Origin of the sequence: Paenibacillus pinisoli (assembly GCF_003605435.1) — a bacterium.
Taxonomy (GTDB): Bacteria; Bacillota; Bacilli; order Paenibacillales; family Paenibacillaceae; genus Pristimantibacillus; species Pristimantibacillus pinisoli.
In genome coordinates, this window is record NZ_QXQB01000006.1 from 148,131 (window position 1) to 168,497 (window position 20,367).

At 54.2% G+C, this 20,367-nt stretch carries 20 protein-coding genes and 1 pseudogene; 17 read left to right on the forward strand and 4 right to left on the reverse strand.

Translation table 11 applies throughout. The features are described from left to right. Positions 1-97 precede the first annotated feature (97 nt). The 5 genes from D3P09_RS23520 (at position 98) to D3P09_RS23540 (ending at position 4,471) form a co-directional block, all read left to right on the forward strand. On the forward strand, positions 98-1,504 hold the full coding sequence (locus D3P09_RS23520; RefSeq protein WP_120113878.1) for an MATE family efflux transporter: 1,407 nt from the start codon (positions 98-100) through the stop codon (positions 1,502-1,504). Between the two features lie 251 nt (positions 1,505-1,755). After that, positions 1,756-2,202, forward strand: a complete 447-nt coding sequence (locus D3P09_RS23525; RefSeq protein WP_120113879.1) for a MarR family winged helix-turn-helix transcriptional regulator — start codon at positions 1,756-1,758, stop codon at positions 2,200-2,202. A gap of 93 nt (positions 2,203-2,295) precedes the next feature. After that, a complete protein-coding gene (locus D3P09_RS23530) occupies positions 2,296-3,243 on the forward strand; it encodes a VOC family protein (RefSeq protein ID WP_120113880.1) in 948 nt (315 codons plus the stop codon). After that, entirely contained in the window at positions 3,243-3,848 is a 606-nt protein-coding gene (locus tag D3P09_RS23535; protein ID WP_120113881.1) for an alpha/beta hydrolase, read from the forward strand. Before D3P09_RS23530 ends, D3P09_RS23535 begins: the two co-directional genes overlap by 1 nt. Positions 3,849-3,859: 11 nt before the next feature. Beyond that, on the forward strand, positions 3,860-4,471 hold the full coding sequence (locus D3P09_RS23540) for a flavin reductase family protein (RefSeq protein WP_120113882.1): 612 nt from the start codon (positions 3,860-3,862) through the stop codon (positions 4,469-4,471). 413 nt (positions 4,472-4,884) lie between these two features. Here the strand turns inward: D3P09_RS23540 and D3P09_RS23545 are convergent, their stop codons facing one another. Beyond that, complete coding sequence (locus D3P09_RS23545; RefSeq protein ID WP_165867562.1) at positions 4,885-5,646, reverse strand: helix-turn-helix transcriptional regulator; 762 nt, start codon at positions 5,644-5,646, stop codon at positions 4,885-4,887. Between the two features lie 180 nt (positions 5,647-5,826). Between D3P09_RS23545 and D3P09_RS23550 the strand changes: the two genes are divergently transcribed. From D3P09_RS23550 to D3P09_RS23590, 9 genes and pseudogenes are all read left to right on the forward strand, one after another. Then, positions 5,827-6,951, forward strand: a complete 1,125-nt coding sequence (locus D3P09_RS23550) for a BMP family ABC transporter substrate-binding protein (RefSeq protein WP_243644429.1) — start codon at positions 5,827-5,829, stop codon at positions 6,949-6,951. Positions 6,952-7,074: 123 nt separating this feature from the next. Beyond that, positions 7,075-8,646, forward strand: coding sequence for an ABC transporter ATP-binding protein (locus tag D3P09_RS23555; RefSeq protein ID WP_120113885.1), 1,572 nt, complete (start codon positions 7,075-7,077; stop codon positions 8,644-8,646). Beyond that, entirely contained in the window at positions 8,630-9,673 is a 1,044-nt protein-coding gene (locus tag D3P09_RS23560; protein ID WP_120113886.1) for an ABC transporter permease, read from the forward strand. Before D3P09_RS23555 ends, D3P09_RS23560 begins: the two co-directional genes overlap by 17 nt. Further along, positions 9,666-10,592, forward strand: a complete 927-nt coding sequence (locus D3P09_RS23565; protein ID WP_120113887.1) for an ABC transporter permease — start codon at positions 9,666-9,668, stop codon at positions 10,590-10,592. The genes D3P09_RS23560 and D3P09_RS23565 overlap by 8 nt, the downstream gene beginning before the upstream one ends. A gap of 20 nt (positions 10,593-10,612) precedes the next feature. Further along, entirely contained in the window at positions 10,613-11,530 is a 918-nt protein-coding gene (locus D3P09_RS23570; RefSeq protein WP_120113888.1) for a nucleoside hydrolase, read from the forward strand. Further along, positions 11,527-12,444: pseudogene (gene rbsK / locus D3P09_RS23575) on the forward strand (ribokinase). The gene D3P09_RS23570 and the pseudogene rbsK overlap by 4 nt, the downstream one beginning before the upstream one ends. A 25-nt stretch (positions 12,445-12,469) precedes the next feature. Continuing rightward, positions 12,470-13,414 carry a nucleoside hydrolase gene (locus D3P09_RS23580; protein WP_120113995.1) on the forward strand — a complete coding sequence of 315 codons (945 nt, stop codon included), beginning with the start codon at positions 12,470-12,472 and terminating at the stop codon, positions 13,412-13,414. Between the two features lie 346 nt (positions 13,415-13,760). Next, the gene (locus D3P09_RS23585; RefSeq protein ID WP_120113889.1) at positions 13,761-14,663 is read left to right on the forward strand and encodes an NAD(P)/FAD-dependent oxidoreductase; all 903 of its coding nucleotides are present in this window, start codon (positions 13,761-13,763) and stop codon (positions 14,661-14,663) included. A gap of 198 nt (positions 14,664-14,861) precedes the next feature. Further along, a complete protein-coding gene (locus tag D3P09_RS23590; RefSeq protein WP_133305049.1) occupies positions 14,862-15,047 on the forward strand; it encodes a hypothetical protein in 186 nt (61 codons plus the stop codon). An 82-nt stretch (positions 15,048-15,129) separates the two neighbouring features. Here the strand turns inward: D3P09_RS23590 and D3P09_RS23595 are convergent, their stop codons facing one another. Beyond that, the gene (locus D3P09_RS23595; protein ID WP_165867563.1) at positions 15,130-15,888 is read right to left on the reverse strand and encodes a hypothetical protein; all 759 of its coding nucleotides are present in this window, start codon (positions 15,886-15,888) and stop codon (positions 15,130-15,132) included. Between the two features lie 210 nt (positions 15,889-16,098). Between D3P09_RS23595 and D3P09_RS23600 the strand changes: the two genes are divergently transcribed. Beyond that, positions 16,099-16,395, forward strand: a complete 297-nt coding sequence (locus D3P09_RS23600; RefSeq protein WP_120113892.1) for a hypothetical protein — start codon at positions 16,099-16,101, stop codon at positions 16,393-16,395. 9 nt (positions 16,396-16,404) lie between these two features. Next, entirely contained in the window at positions 16,405-16,650 is a 246-nt protein-coding gene (locus tag D3P09_RS23605; protein WP_120113893.1) for a hypothetical protein, read from the forward strand. A 151-nt stretch (positions 16,651-16,801) separates the two neighbouring features. Here D3P09_RS23605 and D3P09_RS23610 read toward each other — a convergent pair whose 3' ends face one another. Both D3P09_RS23610 and D3P09_RS23615 read right to left on the reverse strand, forming a co-directional pair. Then, positions 16,802-17,797 (reverse strand): N-acetylglucosamine kinase, encoded by a 996-nt coding sequence (locus tag D3P09_RS23610; RefSeq protein ID WP_120113894.1) that lies wholly within the window; start codon positions 17,795-17,797, stop codon positions 16,802-16,804. A 30-nt stretch (positions 17,798-17,827) separates the two neighbouring features. Further along, the gene (locus D3P09_RS23615; RefSeq protein ID WP_120113895.1) at positions 17,828-19,111 is read right to left on the reverse strand and encodes a 6-phospho-beta-glucosidase; all 1,284 of its coding nucleotides are present in this window, start codon (positions 19,109-19,111) and stop codon (positions 17,828-17,830) included. 207 nt (positions 19,112-19,318) lie between these two features. Between D3P09_RS23615 and D3P09_RS23620 the strand changes: the two genes are divergently transcribed. Further along, a complete protein-coding gene (locus D3P09_RS23620) occupies positions 19,319-20,182 on the forward strand; it encodes a MurR/RpiR family transcriptional regulator (RefSeq protein ID WP_120113896.1) in 864 nt (287 codons plus the stop codon). The last annotated feature ends 185 nt before the right edge of the window (positions 20,183-20,367 follow it).

Consider the following 20,367-nt stretch of genomic DNA (forward strand, 5'->3'; position numbering starts at 1 on the left):
ATAATCACAGATGTATCTTTTTCGTTTGTGTGCTACGATACGTTACGGTAGAAACCTAACCAGGCATAGCGCATGATGAAGAAGTGAAGGTGATGACATGGAAGGGCATGCTGGAGAGACAGCAAAGGGCAAAGGCAAGGGTACGAAGGATTTGAAGCTGTTCTACCTGACATGGCCTATATTTTTGGAAATAACGCTATTTATGATGATGGGTATAGCGGATACGTTCATGCTGAGCGCGATCTCCGACAACGCGGTATCGGGCGTCGGCGCGGCGAACCAATTTCTGCATATCTCCATTCTGCTGCTGGAGGTTATCGGCAACGGGGCATCCATCGTGGTAGCGCAATACATCGGGTCGCGGAAGTTTTTTGAGGCGGCCAAAATTTCGGCAATAGCCGTCACGCTTAACTTGCTGGTCGGCATCGTGATGAGCGTACTGTTCGTCGTGTTCAACGGATATTTGCTGCGTTCCCTGAACCTGCAAGGCGAAGTCTATGATTTCGCGCATAGCTATCTGGCGATCGTAGGCGGGGCAATCTTCCTGCAGGCCATTATTAACTCGCTGGCCGCTATTATCCGCGTTCATGGCTTTACGAAGGAAGCGATGCTCGTATCGCTGGGCATGAACGTGGTTCACATTATCGGCAACTACGGACTGATCTTCGGCCACTTCGGCATGCCGGCGCTTGGCGTAGAAGGCGCGGCGATCTCGACCGTGGCGAGCCGTCTGCTGGCGATAGTCGTCTTCTTCTGGCTGCTGTACCGGATTATGGAGGTGCGCATCCAGATCAATTATTACTTCAAGCTGTCCAAGGAATATATCGGGAAGATCCTGAAGATCGGCATACCGTCCGCACTCGAGCAAGTGATGTATCAGAGCTGCCAGATTATGTTCATCTTCTACACGACATTCCTGGGCGAGGCGGCTTTGGCAGCCAAGCAATACGCAACCAACATCTCGATGTTCATCTATCTGTTCGCGCTTGCAGTGGGTATGGGAACATCCATTATGGTAGGGCGTCTTGTAGGAGAGGCACGTCCGGACGATGCTTATAAGCGCGTCTGGATGAGCGTGCGCTCGGCGATCATTGGCACGCTGATCGTTGTTGCGCTAGTGATGCTGTTCCGGGAGCAGCTTGTCGGCATGTTCACCGATGACGCCGATGTCCTGCGAATCGGGGCGCAGGTGCTGCTGTACAGCCTATTGCTGGAGACGGGGCGCACCATTAACCTTGTTATTGTCAATGCGCTGCGCGCATCCGGCGATGCCAAGTATCCGCTATACGTCGGCATGTTCTCCATGGTAGGCATGAGCTTGACGCTCGGCTATCTGTTCGTCTTCCATTTCAATTTGGGACTTGTCGGCATTTGGCTGGCGATTGCGGCAGATGAATGGCTTAGAGCTTGCATCTTCTACTTCCGATGGAAGAGCCGGAAGTGGGAGAAGCACGCGCTGGTGCGGCCGGATAAAGAAGCAGAGCCTGCTGCGGTTCACGTGTAAAAGAATCAGGATGCCGTCTGAAGCGACGAGTGTGTCGCGGCAGACGGCATCTTTATTTGTGATGAGAATACTGAAGCTCGATTAACTTACCGATCGCTGCGTGAAGATGAGGTATAAACGGCCTGATATAGCGGGAAGCTAGCAGAGTAGGACAGGAGAAAAAGCTGCAGGCGACAGGGTTGACATCCGATTCCTGTCATGATATCTTTAATTTAAGATAATACAAATTGAAATAAAGGAGGCAGGCAGGCATGGCGAACAACGGATCGAATGAAGCTCTTGACTTGTACATTGCTTTATCCCGAGCCAGCCAGTGGATCAATGCCCATGCCGACCGGGATATACGCCAGCATGGATTGAATCGGACCGAATTCGGCGTGCTGGAGCTGTTGTATCACAAGGGGGCGCAGCCTCTTCAGCAAATCGGAGGCAAGGTGCTGATGAGCAGCGGCAACATCACGTATGTCGTAGATAAGCTGGAGAAGAAGGGGCTTGTAGCCAGACGCGCTTCCAAGGAAGACCGCCGTCTGATCTATGCGGAGGTTACCGATGCAGGCTGCAAGTTCATAGAAGAGGTCTTCCCGACGCATACTAGCGTTATCGAGCAAGCTTCAAGCGGGCTTACCGATGAGGAGAAGCAGGCAGCCAGCGAGCTGCTTAAGAAATTAGGCAAATACGCGCAGCAGTCCTATCAATAGTGCACCCGAGCCGCAATTCGGCGGAGGAGAGGCAACGGACTGCTTTTGCAGGGCATATATCTTAAATTAAAGATAATCAAAGGAGAGATTGAGATGACAACGAAAACAGCAGGCATTCACCACATTACAGCTTTTGTGCGCCACCCGCAGCAGACTACCGACTTTTATGCAGGAATATTGGGTCTTCGTCTTGTGAAAAAAACAATCAACTTCGATGCTCCTGAGGTGTATCACCTGTACTTTGGCGACCGGATGGGCAGCCCGGGCACCATTATTACCTTCTTCCCATGGCCGGATTCGCGCAAAGGAAGCATTGGCGGCGGGCAGGTCGGGATTACCACCTATGTGGCGCCAGCGGGAGCGTATGACTTCTGGAAGGAACGGCTTATCCAATTTGGCGTAGAAATTCAGGAAGCCGAGCGCTTCGGGGAGCAGTACCTGCAATTCGCTGATCCGGACGGCTTGCGCATCGAGATTGTAGCTCGCGAGGCAGGTCCTGAGAGCGACTGGACGTTCGGCGGCGTTCCGGCGGATAAGGCGATCAAAGGCTTCGGCGGGGCGGTGCTGTTCAGTACGGCGCCGGAATCGACAGGCAGGCTGCTTGAAGAAGTAATGGGTCTTGCGAAAGCGGGCGAGGATGCCGGCTTTGTACGGTACCGGGCTTTCGGCGATCTGGGCAATGTGATTGACGTGAATGCTGCGCCAATGGCTCATGGCCATGGAGGCCACGGCACGGTGCACCATATCGCGATGAGAGCAGCCGATGATGCAGAGCATGCGGTCTGGAGGCAGCATGTAGCCTCGCACGGCTACCAGCCGACGCCGATTGTAGACCGTCAATATTTCAACGCTCTCTACTTCCGGGAGGAAGGCGGCATCCTGTTCGAGATTGCGACGGATCCTCCAGGCTTTGCAAGAGATGAAGAGCCGGAGCATCTGGGCGAGAAGCTCATGCTGCCGGAATGGTATGAGAAGCATCGCGGCGAGATCGAGAAGCTGCTGCTGCCATTTGAAGTAAGAGAATTGGAGGAGAGCAAATAATGAAGCATATATTCGTAAAAGGTACGGATCCGAATGCCCCTGTATTGCTGATGCTGCATGGAACGGGGGGCACGGAGCGCGATCTCTTGCCGCTGGCGGAGCGGCTGTCCCCTTCGTCCTCCGTCTTGAGCGTTAGAGGCAATGTGCTGGAGAATGGCATGCCCCGTTTCTTCCGCAGATTGGCGGAGGGGGTATTCGATATCGAGGATCTGATCCTCCGCACGGAGGAGTTGAACGAGTTCTTGGATAGCGCGTCCGCGGAATACGGCTTTGACCGGGGCAATATCGTCGCAGTCGGCTATTCCAATGGGGCCAATATTGCAGGAAGCTTGCTCTTCCATTACAAGAATGCACTGAAGGGGGCTGTCCTGCATCATCCGATGGTTCCCATCCGCGGCGTCGAGCTGCCGAATATGGATGGGCTGCCTGTCTTCATCGGGGCAGGCGAGAACGACCCGATGTGCACGCCGGCGGAGACAAAGGATTTGGAGGCGCTGCTGACAGAAGCGGGAGCGCAGGTAACGACGCACTGGGAGAGATTCGGACATCAGCTGACCGGCACTGAGGTTGCGGCTGCTGCGGAGTGGTTCAACAAAACCTTCTAAGGAGGAAGCTCATGATCGCTATTGACCCAGAGAGCCAGAGCGCTCAGGACAACTATAAGCTGCTAATCGGCAGCATTATTCCCCGCCCGATCGCTCTTGTAACGACGCTGTCGAAGGACGGCGTGCTGAATGCCGCGCCGTTCAGCTTCTTCAACATCGTGTCCTCCAATCCTCCGATGGTATCCGTATCCGTGCAGCGGAAGAACGGCATGCAGAAGGACACGGCGCGGAATGCTGAAGCGCAGGGCGCGTTCGTCGTCCATATCGCGGATGAGAGCTACGTCGAAGCGATGAATGGGACGGCCGCCCAGGCAGCGCCGGAGGTCAGCGAGGTAGAGCTGACAGGGCTGACGCCGGTGGCCAGCGGCAGAATTAAGGTGCCGGGCATTCTTGAAGCCCGCATCCGAATGGAATGCGTGCTGGAGCGGGCCTTGCCGCTGGGCGGCACGGAAGCTTCACCGGCTTGCGATCTGCTGATTGGCAGGATCGTACGTTTTCATATCGCAGATTCGCTCTATGAGAACGGGCGAATTGATCCGGACGGTCTGAAGCCGGTGAGCCGGCTAGCGGGCCATGACTACGCCAAGCTTGGAGAGAGATTCACGCTGATTCGTCCTGAGTAGCGCCCATCGCATAAAAGCAGCATCCCGCAGTGATTCGGGATGCCGCTTTTTTTGTTTCTTAGGAAAGTATGCAATTTTTGAAATTGTGGATAAATTAGTCAAAAGGAGAGCTCTAAGCGGCAAAAACCTACTTTTAGTTGGCTGAAGCAGGTCCTGAAGTTGGGTACTTTGAAATTCGTAAGGGAACTACGAGCCGCTATTTGCCCGTTTTGCTACGTTTTTTTAACGTAAGGGAACAGAGAACCCTTATTTGCTCTAAATGAACCGAAGTACGGGTCGGATGGTGCAGATAAGGCATCCTAGTTCCGTTAGCGTTATAAACATATAAAAAATCGAAGCATAGAGTCTCTCAATTCCGTTAAAAGGCAGGATCAGGCTGAGTTTGTTCTTTGCACAGCCGCCTCTGCGCTTCGTCAATTGTTCTTCCAGATCTTCGAAAGCCTGTACTGCTTCGGCGAGATGCCGTTCTCGCGCTTGAACATGCTGCAGAATTGCGCGTCGTTGACAAAGCCGGCGTCCAGCGCGACCTCCGAGACCAGCTTCTCCGGGTGGAGGATCAGGGACGATCTGGCATAGTTGAGCCGCTTCACATACAGGTATTGAAGCGGAGCTACGCCGTACTTCTCCTTGAACAGATGGCGAAACCGCCCATAGCTGTAGCCAGCCAGATCGGCAAGCGCTTGAATGGATATTTTTTGGCGAAAGTGCTCATCCATAAAGTTAAGCACATAATTCATCCGATCCGATTGCTGCTTGGGCGCCTTCCGTGTGCCGATCAGCCTGAGGAGCTGAATCGACAGCTCGCCGACCAGCAGATTAAGCATGTCCGAAAAATCATCCTGCTGCTTCACGAATTCGTCCTTCATCCGCAGCAATATATTCTCAATCGTGCCGTCTTGATCATCCTCGAATACGCCGTTAAGATAAGACAGTCCCTCGCGTTCGCTATAGAAGCCGACGAACAGGACGTCCGCTTCGTTCAGATGCAGCTCGTCGTGCTCGGTGAAGGGAGCGACGAGCGCGAACGTATTTTGACGGAAATGGTATGCGGTGGAACCAATCTTCGTATGCCCTTTGCCATAGTAGTAGACGAGCTCGAAGCATTCATGAAAGTGGGAAGGGATATATTGCTTCTCCCGGCGCCTGGAGAAGAACAGAAAATCCATATTGTTCATGCCCGTTGCTCCCATCGTTTGATTTAGCCAAATCATATAAGAAATATGAGCGAATCAAGATAAAACATAAGGGCGTTGTTTGGTACAATCATATCATTGAAAGAGGCATATCGTAAACTTCATGGCGGAGAGAGCAGACGAGCTGTGGAGGACTAACCAAACATACCTTTAGGGGGCATAATGATGAAACGAAGTTTATTGGCTTTAGTTCTGGCTGCTGTGATGTTGATTGCGGCCTGTTCGGGCGGGGGCAAAAATGCCGGCCCGGCGGATAACAAACCGGATAACTCCGGTTCCAAGTCGGACAACCTGAAAGTGGTTCTGCTAGTGCCGGGCACGCTTGGCGACAAATCGTTCTTCGATGCGGCGAACAGCGGACTTGAGCAAGTGGCGAACAGCCTGCAAGCGGAGACGAAGGTTATCGAGATGGGCGTCGACACGACGAAGTGGGAGCCGACCTTCAATTCCGTAGCGGCGCAAGACTGGGATGTTATCATCTCCGGCGGCTCGCAAATTACGGAGCTTCTGAACGCAACAGCGGAGAAGAACCCGGATAAGAAGTTCATCAACTATGACACAGACATCCCGGAAGCAGCTTCGAACGTCTATGCAATCTCTTACGCAACCAATGAAGTGTCCTTCCTGGCAGGCGCTGCGGCGGCTCTGACGAGCGTATCCGACATGCCGAATGCGAACGAAGACAAGAAAATCGGCTTCCTGGGCGGCATGGATATTCCAGCAATCAACGCATTCCTCGTAGGTTACATTGAGGGTGCTAAGTATGCTGTGCCAGACATTAAAGTAGCCGTATCCTACGCAGGCGACTTTGCCGATCCGGGCAAAGGCAAGGAGCTTTCCCTGCTGCAATACAACTCCGGCGTTGACGTGATCTTCAACGTTGCGGGCGGAACAGGCCTTGGCGTGTTCGACGCGGCGAAGGAGAAGAGCCGCTACGCAATCGGCGTAGACTCCGATCAAGGAACGATGATGGCGGGTACGGACAAAGAAAAAGCAGATCTGATCATTACTTCTTCCGTGAAAAAAATCGACCAAGCGATCGTGCATGCGGTTCGCGGCATCAAAGCCGGCACGCTTGAGCTAGGCAAGCTGGATGTCGTAGGCCTGGAGCAAGACGGCGTAGGCATCGTACGCAACGATATCTTCAACGCGGTTGTATCGGAAGACATCAAAGCTCAGCTGGTTGAAATCGAGAAGAAGCTGATTGCCGGCGAGATCGAAGTTAGCAATGCGATGGGCATGCAGACTTCCGAAGTAGACCAAATCCGCAATTCCGTTAAGCCATAATACACGGATTCATACGAGCTTTTAGCTAAAATAACCAAGGGAGTTCTTCGGCTGCGAAGAATTCCCTTCAATTCTATAAGGCCGCCGTCGCTATGCTGGCGAGGGGCTAAGGGGAGAACATTGATGCGGCAGAATGTGCTGGAGATGCGCAATATCACCAAGGTCTATCCGAATGGCGTTACAGCTAACCGCAACGTCGACTTCTCGCTCAGGGAAGGCGAAATTCACGCTCTGGCCGGAGAGAACGGGGCCGGCAAATCGACATTGATGAAAATCCTGTTCGGCATGGAGCCTCCCAGCGACGGGGAGATCATGCTGCGGGGTGAGCAAATGCGATTTCAGACGCCGCAGGATGCGATTGCGAAGGGAATCGGCATGGTCCATCAGCACTTTATGCTGGTGCCATCCTTCAGCGTAGCGGAGAATATGGTGCTGGGCATGGAGCCTAAGAAGGGGTTCAGCGTCAACTATGAAGAAGCGGTTCGCATGACGCAGGCCTTGTCGGAGAAGTACCAGTTGGCGGTTGATCCACGGGCGAAGGTGGAGTCCTTGTCGGTCGGCATGAAGCAAAAGGTGGAAATTTTGAAAGCGCTCCTACGGGGGGCGAAGATTCTCATTCTGGACGAGCCGACGGCCGTTCTTACGCCGCAGGAGACCGATGAGCTGTTCAAGCAGCTGCTGGTGCTCAAGCAGGAAGGCCATACCATCGTCTTCATCTCCCACAAGCTGAAGGAAGTGAAGGCGATCTGCGACCGTATTACGATTATGCGCAGCGGCACGAGCGCCGGCGTCTTCGATATGGCAGACGTAACCGAGCAGGAGATATCGAGGCTGATGGTCGGACGGGATGTCGTGCTCAAGTATGACAAGGTCGAGTCGTTCTACGGCCCTCCGGTGCTGGAAGTGAAGGAACTGAATTACGTGAACGCGCTGGACAAAAAAGCGCTGAACAATATCCGCCTCTCCATCCGGGCGGGCGAGATCGTAGGCATCGCCGGCGTCGAAGGCAACGGCCAAGCCGAGCTGGTCAGAGCGCTGACTGGCGGGCTCGGCGGCCGTGTGAAAGGCTCGGCTAAGGTGAACGGCTCCGAAATCGCAGGGCTGGATATGAGGTCGATACGGGAGCTTGGCATCTCTTATGTGCCTGAGGATCGAATGAGTCAGGGAGCGGCGAAGGAAGAGAGCATCTCCGACAATATCATCTCGACGCGATACCGCAGCAAAGACTGGAACAAGGGCTTGTTCCTGAAGGGCAAGTCGATTGTGCGCCTGGCTGAGAAGCTGATCGAGGAATTCAAGGTCAGATGCTCCGGGCCTGCCCAGCCGATCGGGATGTTGTCCGGCGGGAATATGCAGAAGGTTATCGTCGCGCGCGAATGCTCGACGGATCCGATTCTGCTCATTGCCGAGCAGCCGACCAGGGGTGTCGATGTCGGCGCGGCGCAGCTTGTTCACCAGAAGCTGCTGGAGATGAGAAGCCAGAACTGCGCCATACTGCTCATCTCGGCTGATTTGAATGAAATTATGGAGCTGAGCGATACGCTGTACGTCATGTACGGCGGGGAGCTGGTCGCTTCGTTCGACAAGCCGTCGGAAGTGACGGAAGAAGAGCTTGGGCTGTATATGCTCGGATTGAAAAAACAACAGGGTGACCACACAGGGAGGGGCGTAGCGTCAGATGCTCAAGTACTTTGATGCCATAAGAACACTGATATCGATTGCGATTGCGCTAGTTATCGCCTTCCTCATTATTACACTGGTCAGCGATCAGCCGCTGGAGACCATCCGAATTTTCTTGACGGGGCCGCTGTCGACGACAGCACAGATCGGCAATGTAATCGAGATGGCTATTCCGTTAATGTTCACGGGCCTGTCTGTCGTATTGCTGTTCCGCAGCGGATTATTTAACCTCGGAGCGGAAGGGTTGTTCTATATCTCGGGCGTGGTGGCTGCGATCATCGCCATCTATGCCAGCATGAACGGCTTTATCCATCCTGTCGTAGCGATACTTGCCGGCTCGACGGTCGGCGCGCTTCTGTCGGCTATTCCCGGCATTATGAAAGCGAAATGGAATGCGGAGGTGCTGGTGACCTCGCTGATGTTCAACAGTATTTTATCCGGCATCGGCCTCTATATCTTGAACTATCATCTGCGGGATGCAGCGGCGTTCGCCAATGTGTCCTACAAGTTCCAAGAGACGGCAAGGCTTGCGAACCTGATTCCGGGTACGCGAATTCATACGGGGCTTATTCTGGTGCTCGCCTGTATCGTGGCTACCCATTATTTCATGTACCACACAAGATGGGGCTATGAGCTGCGCATGACAGGCTCCAACCGTGCATTCGCCGAATTCTCCGGCATTAAGACGGGCCGCGTTATCATTACGGTGCATCTCATTGCCGGCTTCCTGGCGGGAATGGGCGGTTCGGTAGAGGTGCTGGGCATGTACACCCGGTTCCAATGGTCTGACCTGCCGGGCTACGGCCTCGACGGCGCTCTTGTCGCCTTGCTTGCGAAAAACAATCCGCTGTCGGTCGTCGGCGCGGCGCTGTTCCTCGCGTATATCCGCATTGGCGCCGATCAGATGTCCATCATGTCGGATGTGCCGGCGGAGCTCATCTCGATTATTCAAGCGATTATTATTCTGCTCATCTCGGCGGAGCAATTCCTGAAGATGTGGAAGAACAGACAGCTGCTGAAGGAGGCGGAGAAACTTGGATAGCTTCTGGAGCGTACTTTTCTCGACGGATTTTGCTTTCTCCGTCCTTCGGGTCACGACGCCGATCTTGCTTGCCGCGTTAGGCGCGCTAATCTCCAACAAAGCCGGCATCGTCAATATCGGCATGGAGGGCACGATGCTTGTCGGCGCCTTGACGGGCGTTATCGTCAGCGCCTATACCGGCAGCGCCTGGATCGGACTGCTTGGGGCGGTCATGTCTGGCATTACGCTGTCGGCCATTCTGGCTTATTTCACACTTAAGATTAAGACGCATATTATTTTGGGCGGTATCGCCATTAACATGTTCGCCTCAGGCGGAACGGTCTTTATTCTTTATCTGGTAAGCGGGGACAAAGGCACATCGACTTCGCTGCAAAGCAAAGTGCTGCCGAACCTGCATATTCCGCTGGTGCAGGATATTCCGGTCCTTGGACCGATCCTCTCCGGCCACAACGTATTGACGTATATCTCGCTGCTGGCTGTAGCGGGTGTGTACTACATGCTGAAGAGAACGCCGCTGGGCCTCCAGATCCGGTCGGTCGGCGAGAATCCTCAAGCGGCCCAATCGGTCGGCATCAGCGTGGCCAAGATCCAATGCATCGCCTTGCTCTTGAGCGGTTTTTTTGCATCGCTTGGCGGCGCGTTCATGTCCATGGGCTATCTGTCTCTCTTTACTAGAGACATGACAGCAGGCCGGGGCTGGATCGCGATTGCGGCGGAAGCGCTTGGCGGAGGCAGCACGATCGGCACCTTTATCGCTTCATTAATTTTCGGAGCGACGAATGCCATGGCGAATGCGCTGCAAATTTTGAAAATACCATCGGAGCTGATCGCGACGTTCCCTTATGTGGCAACGGTCGTAGGCTTGCTTGTCTATGCAATGATTGAGAGCAAACGGAAGAAACGCAAAAAGGGAATCTAACAGCTAAGGAGACGGACATTATGGCACGAATTATACTGGATACCGATATCGGGAGCGACGTGGATGACGCTATGGCGCTGGCGCTGGCCATGCATTCGGAAGAAATTCAAATGGAGGGCGTAACGACAGTCTACGGCAATGTAGAGCTGCGTGCCCGCATGGCGAAGAAGATGCTGCAATACGGCGGGCACCCCGAGGTGCGCGTATACGCAGGCCTGAACAAGACGCTGCTGGACAACCGTGAGATCTGGATGGCCGGCCATGAGGGCGACGGTCTTCTGGCGGAGGATGATGAGTTGCAATATGAGGACCGCCATGCGGTCGATTTCATTATCGATACCGTGATGAGCAACCCTGGCGAAATTACGCTGGTCGCGATCGGCCCCCTGACGAACATTGCAGCTTGCCTGATCCGCGAGCCGCGCATCGCTCAGAACGTGAAGGAAATCGTCATTATGGGCGGCGTCACTCGCCTTGGCGACAACGGCGTGCATATGCGGATTGTAGAGCATAACATCGTCTGCGATCCGGAGGCGGCTTCGCTCGTATTCCGCAGCGGCGCTCCAATCCTGATGGCAGGCCTTGATGTAACGCTGAAGGTCATTATTACGGAAGCGGAGAGAGCGAAGCTGCATGCGACCGGCGATCCGCTGAATATGGCGCTGGCCCGCATGATCGGCAAATGGTTCGAGTTCGCGAAGGAAGAGAAGTCGTTCATGCATGATCCGCTGACGATTGCGCTGCTGATCGACCGCACGCTTGTCCGCACGGAGCGCATGAACATTCGCGTCGATTACGATCATCGCCCGCAGACAGGCCAGACGATTGCCACGCTGGATGCGGGCGGCAACGTCGAGGTTTGCCTCGATGTCGATCATGCGCGAGCGGTAGCGCTGCTTATGGAGCGGCTGGTCGATAGAAGGGTTAACGCGGTATGAAGCAGCCGAACATCGTCGTCGTAGGCAGCATGAATATGGATATCGTCGTGAAGACCCCCCGATTCCCCGCAGGCGGAGAGACGATTCTGGGCGACGAAATCCATTTCATCCCCGGCGGCAAAGGAGCGAATCAAGCAGTCGCTCTCGCGCGTCTGGGCGCTCAGGTTACGATGGTCGGCGCGGTCGGTCTCGATTAATTCGGCCGCACGCTGATGACGGCAATGGCTGACAACGGCGTGAACAGCGACTATATCAAAATCACAGAGCAGGCCTCGACGGGCACAGCGTCGATTACGCTGACGCCGGACGAGAACAATATCGTAGTGGTGCCCGGGGCGAACGCCAAGCTGGCGGCTAGTGACGTCAAGCAGGCGGAAACATTGATTCAAGCCGCCGATGCGGTTCTGCTCCAGCTGGAGATTCCGCTTGAGACGGTGGAGTATGCCGCGGAGCTGGCGCACAGATACGGCAAGCTGGTCATTCTGAATCCGGCGCCGGCGCGCCCGTTGCCGGAGAGTCTGCTGAAGCGGGTCCATGTTATTACGCCGAACCGTACGGAGCTGGAAGCTTTGACGGGGAGTGCGCTTGACGAGCAACCGTTGGAAGAAGCAATCGACAAGCTGTTGGATAGCGGTGTTGGCTGTGTCGTAACCACGTTAGGAGCGGAAGGCGCGATATGGAAGCGGAAGGACGGCTCGCTGCAGCGCCAGCCTGCCCATCGCATGGAAGTTGTTGACACCACGGGCGCAGGGGATGCATTTAACGCCGGATTAGCCTATGATATAAGCGCAGGCTGCGGAATCGGAGACGCAGTTGCCTTTGCAGCCAAGGTATCGGGCCTTGCCGTTACGAAATTCGGTGCGCAGGACGGCATGCCGATGATGACAGAAGTGAAGGCATACTTTCAAGAATGAGAAGCGAGGGCTGCATGTGAGACAGATGAAAAAAATGATCATCGACGCCGATACGGGCATCGACGACGCGCTTGCCATTCTATACGCGCTGAAATCTCCTTCGATCAAGGTAGAAGGCATCACTACTGTGTTCGGGAACATTAATGTAGATCAGGCGACAGACAATACGCTCAGGATCATTGCGTTGGCGGCTCCTGCTTATGATGTGCCGGTTGCCAAGGGAGCGGGCAAGCCGCTCAGACGGGGGAAGCCGGAATTTGGCACGCATGTCCATGGCGCGAACGGGATTGGCAATGTGGAGGTAGCGGCTTCAGCCCAGCAGCCGCTAGATGAAGAGGCGGCAGACTTTATATTGCGCAAGTCGGAGGAATTGGCAGGCGAGCTGATTCTAGTGACGCTGGGCCGGCTGACGAATCTGGCGCATGCGATCCAGAAGGATCCGTCCGTATGCGGAAGAATCAAGCATGTATACGTCATGGGCGGAGCAGTAGGCGTTCCCGGGAATATTACTCCGGTATCGGAGGCGAATATTTGGGGCGATCCTGAAGCGGCGGAGCTTGTTATTGCTTCTGGCGTTCCGCTCACGATGGTTGGTCTCGATGTGACGATGAAGACGCTGCTGACGGGCGAGCATCTGGACAGGCTGCGTCAATCATGCGGGGAAGAGAATGCGGGAGTTGTCGATTTCATCCGGGAGTCGCACCGATTCTACTTTGACTTCTACCGTTCCAGCAATTACTTTATTGATGCGGCGCCGATTCATGATCCGCTGACCGTCCTGGTCGCGGAGGATCCGTCCATCGTAACGACGCAGCTCATGAACGTGAAGGTCGTATGCGACAGCGAGCTGTGCGCGGGCATGACCGTCGCCGACCTGCGCCGCAGATCATTGGTCGGTTCGCCGATCCATGTGTGCACAGAAGTGAACGCTTCTTTGGCGGTCGATCGTCTGCTGCATGCTTTCATATAGTTTTATTTGATTGGCGGTAAGAAAGCAATGCATGGATTAATTATCTGTTATACTGCCTTGTTTGTAAGCCTGTGCTGATGCACGGGCTTATTTTTGTGCGCATTATTGCTGCTCAATAAAAGCATGCGGGATACTAGAGTTGCTATTAAGTCCGATTGAATCATATCACCGGTCGGCATGCTGATGCAGCGGGATTTTGTGTGCAGTACTCAAATCGTATGCCGATGAAACAGATTTATATGTGCAGTATTGTCCTGTATAAAAGCATGTTGGGGAGCGGCGGTTGATATACATAATCCGATGGGATATTTTTTGAGTGCGGGCAAGGATGAAGGGTGGTTGGAGTATGACAGTGGATTGCGCGATTATAGGCGGAGGGCCAGCAGGGATGAATGCTGCGCTGGTGCTTGGCAGAGCAAGGAGAGGCGTTATTTTATTTGACGATAATCGGCCGCGCAATGCGGTCACCCGTCATACGCACGGCTTTCTGACCAGAGACGGCGTGACGCCGGGCGAGCTGAGAGGACTGGCCCAGAGGGAGCTGGCCGCTTATCCGTCAGTGGCGGTGAAGCGGCAGCGGGTGACCGTCATTCAGCGCGCGGTCTCTGGCTTTCATATAGGCACGGCTGACGGCAGCTGGTATGCAGCCCGCAAAGTGCTGCTGGCGGCGGGGCTTCGGGAGACATTGCCCCAGGTCCCGAACATCAATAACTATTATGGACGAAGCCTGTTCAACTGTCCGTATTGCGATGGCTGGGAACTGCGTGACCGTCCGCTTATTATTATTGCGGATGGGATGAACGCTTTTACGCTGACCAGATTGGCTTATCAATGGAGCAAGGATCTGCTTCTATGCACGAATGGAGCGAGGCGTACACTGACTGATGAGGATCTTCAAAAGCTCCAATCCCGCGGCATTCGGATAACGAGACAGCGAGTAGTGGAGCTAGGGGGCAAGGACGGTAAGCTGGAGTTTATCCGGCTCGAAGACGGTAAGCGGGTTCGGGCAACAGGCGGATTCGTCTCGCCTATTTGGCAGCAGGCAGCTCCATTTGGCGAGCTTCTTGGCTGCATGACGAATGACCAGGGAGGCATTCAGACCGACCGCTTGGGACGCACGAGCGTGTACGGCGTATATGCAGCCGGAGATTCATCGGTCATTGCACCGGCACAGGCTGTCATCGCAGCGGGCGAAGGCAGCAAAGCCGCGATTGGCATTAACGCGGATTTGATCCAGGAGGATTTTTAATGTTGGTATGGCCTGGTGTTTGTTCTTTTTAGCGGCCTCCTCGGAATGGTGCCTGGCCTTGAAGGGGCAACCATATGATTTTACGAAGCGTTATATCTTGATGTGATGTGGCGGTTTAGGGGAATGCGGGCATTGATCGCAGATTCTTATAATCACATTCTTAAAAGATGGAGCGTATTCCAAGGAGGGCTCGAGCTGGTGGTTTATTTAATATTCATCATACCTATATTGGGGATTATGCTGTACGTCAATACCGTGAAGCTGCTCAAAAATATAAAGGCGGGCAGAAATACTGAACTGCAAACAGGCTTGGGCGCGGCACTGACAGGATTAGTTTTATTTTTGTTTCTAATTCTGCTAATCGAGATTAACTCGTATCGTTAGGGGCTATTGTTAACCTTATTGCAGCTGCGAATGTGCCCATGTATAAGCATAGTATTAAGCCAGAAAGCGACTGTCCAGGAATCTATAATTGCTGATGGTTGCCCAGCTTGCTTTGTAAAATGCTTATATGGTGTTCCTTCAGCAGCTCAAATTGTTTTTTGCGATGGCCGTTGGCGCCGGAGGGATGAGGAAAATCAAACAAGCAGCGTTCATGGAGCCGTTCCCCCGGGAGCGGCTTTTCGCCGTCGATGTAACGCAGCAAGTCCGAGACAGATTTGCCTAGCGGAATGATGACGGAATCCTTTACGGCTGCAAGCTCATGTGCAAAGTCATGCACCGCGTATTTGCGTATGAGTTGGGATGACAGCATTCGCGGTTGATGACCGGTGTAGTTTTCTCCTTTATGAAAAAGGGGATAACGAATGACAGAAGTCGTATGAATCAGCTCGCGGCGGTCGCCGAATAGCTCGCTGCTGTCCGAAACATGAAGCAGCTCTGGCAAGCCGAGCTTATTCAGCATGTCCACCAGATGGCGGCGCATCGTTCCGGCGAAGCTTGCGGCGTATTTGGCTCTCCGATCGATTTCGGATAGGTTGATGCCTGCAGCCAGGTCATCTTTCGCTTGCCGGAGAGAAATCGACATTTGCGTAAAGCCAGGCGTAATGCCGACGATGGTCACTTTGGCTGCAGGATTCACATAGTCGTATGGCGCGTAGTACAAGGACAAGTCATTTTCTTGCTCCAGCAGCAGGCCATCTATTAGAAGGTCTTCGCGTTTCCATGACGTGTCGGGGAGTTCAGCAATTACGCGGTGATATGATGCTAACTTCGATTGTGCCAATCCAATCGCCTCCGTAACATTTCGTTTAAGTAACCATTTATTGTGCTCGCGTGAGCCTATCTTTATTATGCCATTTAATCGCGGGCGATGAATCTGAGAAATTGAGTGAGCAGGGAAATGGAGCTGCAAGCAGTGAAACGTGGCATAGAGAGTGCAAGTGAGCGTGGAGAGTAGCTGCAAACCGAGAAACTCGGTTTAGAGAACCGCCCCGTGCGGAAAGAGGAGCGGCAAACCGAGAAACTCGGCTTAGAGAACCGCCGGGCGGGAAAAGATAAGCAGCAAACCGAGAAACTCGGCTTAGAGAACCGGCCCGTGCGGAAAGAGAAGCAGCAAACCGAGAAACTCGGCTTAGAGAGCCGCCCCGGGCGGAAAGAGGAGCGGCAACCCGAGAAACTCGGCTTAGAGAGCCGCCCCGTGCGGAAAGTGAGGCTGCAATCCGAGAAACTTGGCTTAGAGAGCCGCCCCGGGCGGAAAGAGAAGCAGCAAACCGAGAAACTCGACTTATAGAGCCGCCCCGTGCGGAAAGTGAGGCTGCAATCCGAGAAACTCGGCTTAGAGAGCCGCCCCAGGCGGAAAGAGAAGCAGCAACCCGAGAAACTCGGCTTAGCGATCCGCCCCGAGCGGAAAGTGAAGCAGCAACCCGAGAAACTCGGCTTAGCGATCCGCCCCGAGCGGAAAGTGAGGCTGCAACTCGAGAAACTCGGCTTAGAGAGCCGCCCCGTGCGGAAAGAGAAGCAGCAACCCGAGAAACTCGGCTTATAGAGCCGCCCCGGGCGGAAAGTGAGGCTGCAATCCGAGAAACTCGGCTTAGCGAGCAGCCGCCCGCCCCGAGCGGGAAAGCGACGACGAAGCCGGGCACACGCCCATACAAAAAGAGGGCTGCCACGAACGGGCAGCCCTCTAAACTGCGCTTCTATTGAAGCGCATCAATGATCTTCTTGCGCAGCTCCGCGCTGAGCGGGCCGCCGTGTGCGAGCTCCAGCGCCCAGACGACCGCGCCAGCGGCTGGCGGCTCCTGGAGCAGGATGAAGTTGCACTCGCGCCCCGTCAGCTCGGCGACGTATTGCTTGTAGCGGTCGCGCATAACCGGGGAGGCAGCTTTCACCCATACCGAGCCGGCCATGACGATGTCGACAGGCTCCTCGTTGAAGTCCAGGTGGCTGATGCAGCCGACGGTGGAGTAGGCGAGCTGGCGCGCGGAATGATCCACGATCGCCGATGCGACAGGATCGCCGCTCTCCGCCGCCTCGAACAGCACAGTCACCAGCCCCGTGAATGGAAGCTTGCGGGTGATCAGCTGCTCCAGTGCGTAATCCATGAAGCTCTCCTTGTTGCTCACGCCGATCAGCTCCATGGCAGGCGCCGTCATGCTCGTCTCGGGAGCGAGCCTGTAGAAGCTGTCGTAGATCGCGCGGATAACGCGGCGCGACAAGTAGAAGCCGCCGCCCTCGTCGCCGGACAGCTCGCTGCCGACGCCGCCGACTTGCAGTCGCTGGCCGCTAGGCGAGATGCCGCCTGTGCACACGCCAGAGCCGTTGATCGAGCAGATGCCGTAGCCTTTTTCGCTGCCAACTTTAATGCCAAGGAAAGAGTCGTTGTCCAGCGCATAAGTTGTAAAGCCGATCCGTTCCACGACTTCATTCAAGTTGCGTTTCTGGACAGGGATATCCGCCCCCGCAAGCCCGAATGCGCCAGTAGCAACGTCCTCCATTGACAGGCCGTTGCGCGACAGCAGCAGTGTAATTTGTTCGTTCATGACGCGATATGCTTCCGCGTAGCTGTCCTTGAACTGCTCATGGCTGCATGTGCCAGAGCGGATATGGTCGACGAGCGTGCCGCTAAGATCAAATAAGAAGTAGTCCGTTTTGCTGTTGCCGCCGTCGACGCCGATTACATAGTTACCTTTCATAGCAGGTCATGCTCCTTAGTGATGCTACATTTATTTGAATTGCGGCAAATAGTCCTTGTGCGCTTCCTTCAGCTCGTGGAAGCAATCATGCGCCGTCTGATAGTCGCCTACCAGCGGGTTCATCATCAGCGCGCGCATGGCTGCAGCTTCGCTTCCTTCCACTGCGGCTGCGACCGTCTCGCGCTCGTAAGCCTTCACCATGCGCATGTAGTCGATAATATGCTGGTTGTCGAAGTCCGATACGGCAATCGGCTTCGCGCCATCCTTGCCGATAACAGCTGTAACTTCAATAGCGTCGCTGTCTTCCATAAACGGAAGAGCTCCGTTGTTCAGCAGGTTTACGACATGCTTCTCTTGCTTGTCGTTGAAGATCGCGTCGACCAGGCTGATCGCCACTTCGGAGTAGTTCGCGCCGCCGCGGGAGGAGAGCAGCTCAGGCTTCGAGTGAAGCTCCGCGTTCGAATAGATGTCCAGCAGCTCTTCTTCGATCTGCATGCACTTCTCGCCGCGGGACAGCTCGGCGTCCTTCAGCAATTTCAGTTTCTTATCTTTAAAGTAGTAATATTCAAGATACGAGGATGGAATTGCGCCGACCAGCTGCACAAGCTCCTTGCTGAAGCCGGTGGACGGGATGTTCTTCATCGTCTCGCTGTTCAAGCCCATTTCCAGAGCTGTTTTCAAATAATCTTTGCCGTCTTGCTCGATCGCGGTTACCCAGCTCAGATGGTTCAGGCCGACATACGTAAGCTCTGCGTTCGGCAGCTCCATCGTCTCGCGGATGCTCTTGTTCATGTTATACGGAACGTTGCAGAGACCCAGCATCTTCACATTCGTATGATTCAGAATCGCTTCGGTAATAATACCAGCCGGGTTGGAGAAGTTGATCAGCCAAGCGTCCGGGCACAGCTCTTCCATGCGTTTTGCAATATCCAGCATAACCGGAATGGTGCGCATCGCTTTGAAGAAGCCGCCGATGCCGCAGGTCTCTTGTCCGATCAAGTCGTATTTCAGCGGAATCTGTTCGTCCAGTACGCGTGCAGGCAGCTTGCCTACGCGAATCTGGCCGAGCACGAAGTCCGCGCCGCGAAGCGCTTCGTCAAGATCCTTCGTCTTGATGACTTGGCAGTTTAGCCCCGCCGCCGCCGTCATGCGCTCGCATAGGCCGCCAACGATCTCAAGCTTCCGGTCATCGATATCCATAAGGGCAAGCTCGTGAAGCGGAAGAGAGTCCTTACGCTTGATGATGCCCTCCATCAATTCAGGTGTATACGTGCTGCCAGCGCCGATAATCGCGATTTTAAGCTTTCTCTCCATGTCACTCATCCTTTGCTGCATTAGTAAGGCCAGTATATCACGCGGCGCTATTTTCAACAATAAAAATCAATATGACTAAAAAGTTTTGAAATAAAATTTTAGAAATGAAAGTCATATGCAAACGTTTGTGTCGAAAAGTGCTTGTAATTTGTGGCTATTACGTATACTATTTAGTTGCAAAAACATGACACGGAATAGGAGCGGCACATGGCGATTAATGATAATGTCTTGATCAAAATTCGCGAACGCAAAGACAGTCTGACGCCTGTCGAACGGCTGGTCGCGGAATATATATTGGCCAACAAGGAAGAAATTCCTCATCTCTCCATCAAAAGCCTGGCTCAAGCGAGCAAGACGAGCGACGCATCCGTCCTGCGCTTCTGCAAGACGATGGGCTACAATGGCTACCGCAGCTTTATTGTCAGCATCTCTGCTTCGCTGGGATCGATGGATGAGGACTCGGGCGACCAATATACGGATATCCAGCCAGGCGATGAGCTCACGACGATCATCTCCAACATTAGCCGGAACAACATGCGTTCCATCGAAGACACGCTAAGCGTGCTCGACCGGGCTGCTGTGGAGCGGGCTGTCCATTTGCTGCGGACCAGCAAGCGCATCATCTTCTTTGGCATTGGCGCTTCCGGCCTTGTGGCACAGGATGCCGAGCAGAAATTCACGCGCATCAATATGATGTGCCATGCCTTCCTGGACGGCCATAGCCAGCTTACGGCTGCTTCCCTGCTGACCAAAGAAGATGTGGCGATCTTTATCTCCAATTCAGGGGATACGATCGAAATTCTGGATTCGCTGGAAATCGCGAAGAAGAACGGCGCGCATATTGTAGCCATCACCAAGTACGGCAAGAGCGAGCTCTCCAGCCGTGCCGACACGCTGCTCAGCATCTCTACGCCAGAAATCTCGATCCGCAGCGGCGCTATGGGCTCGCGCATTGCGATGCTGACGATTATCGATATGCTGTTCGCCGGCGTGGCAAGCGCGGATTATCAGCAAGTGAAGAAGTATCTGTCCAAGAGCCGCAGCATTATTGCGAACAAGCGCAGAAGATAAAATAAAATTTCAGCCGCATACTGGTAGTTGATGACAACCACTGTCTCTCGGGATGGTGGTTTTTTTATTTCATACGAAAGGCAAACTATACGAGACCCCTACCGCTATCAGGCAAGAGACCCTTCTGGCGCTTTCGACAATGACTGTGCAAGGGATACAAATTGTGATATAAAATGCCAAATATA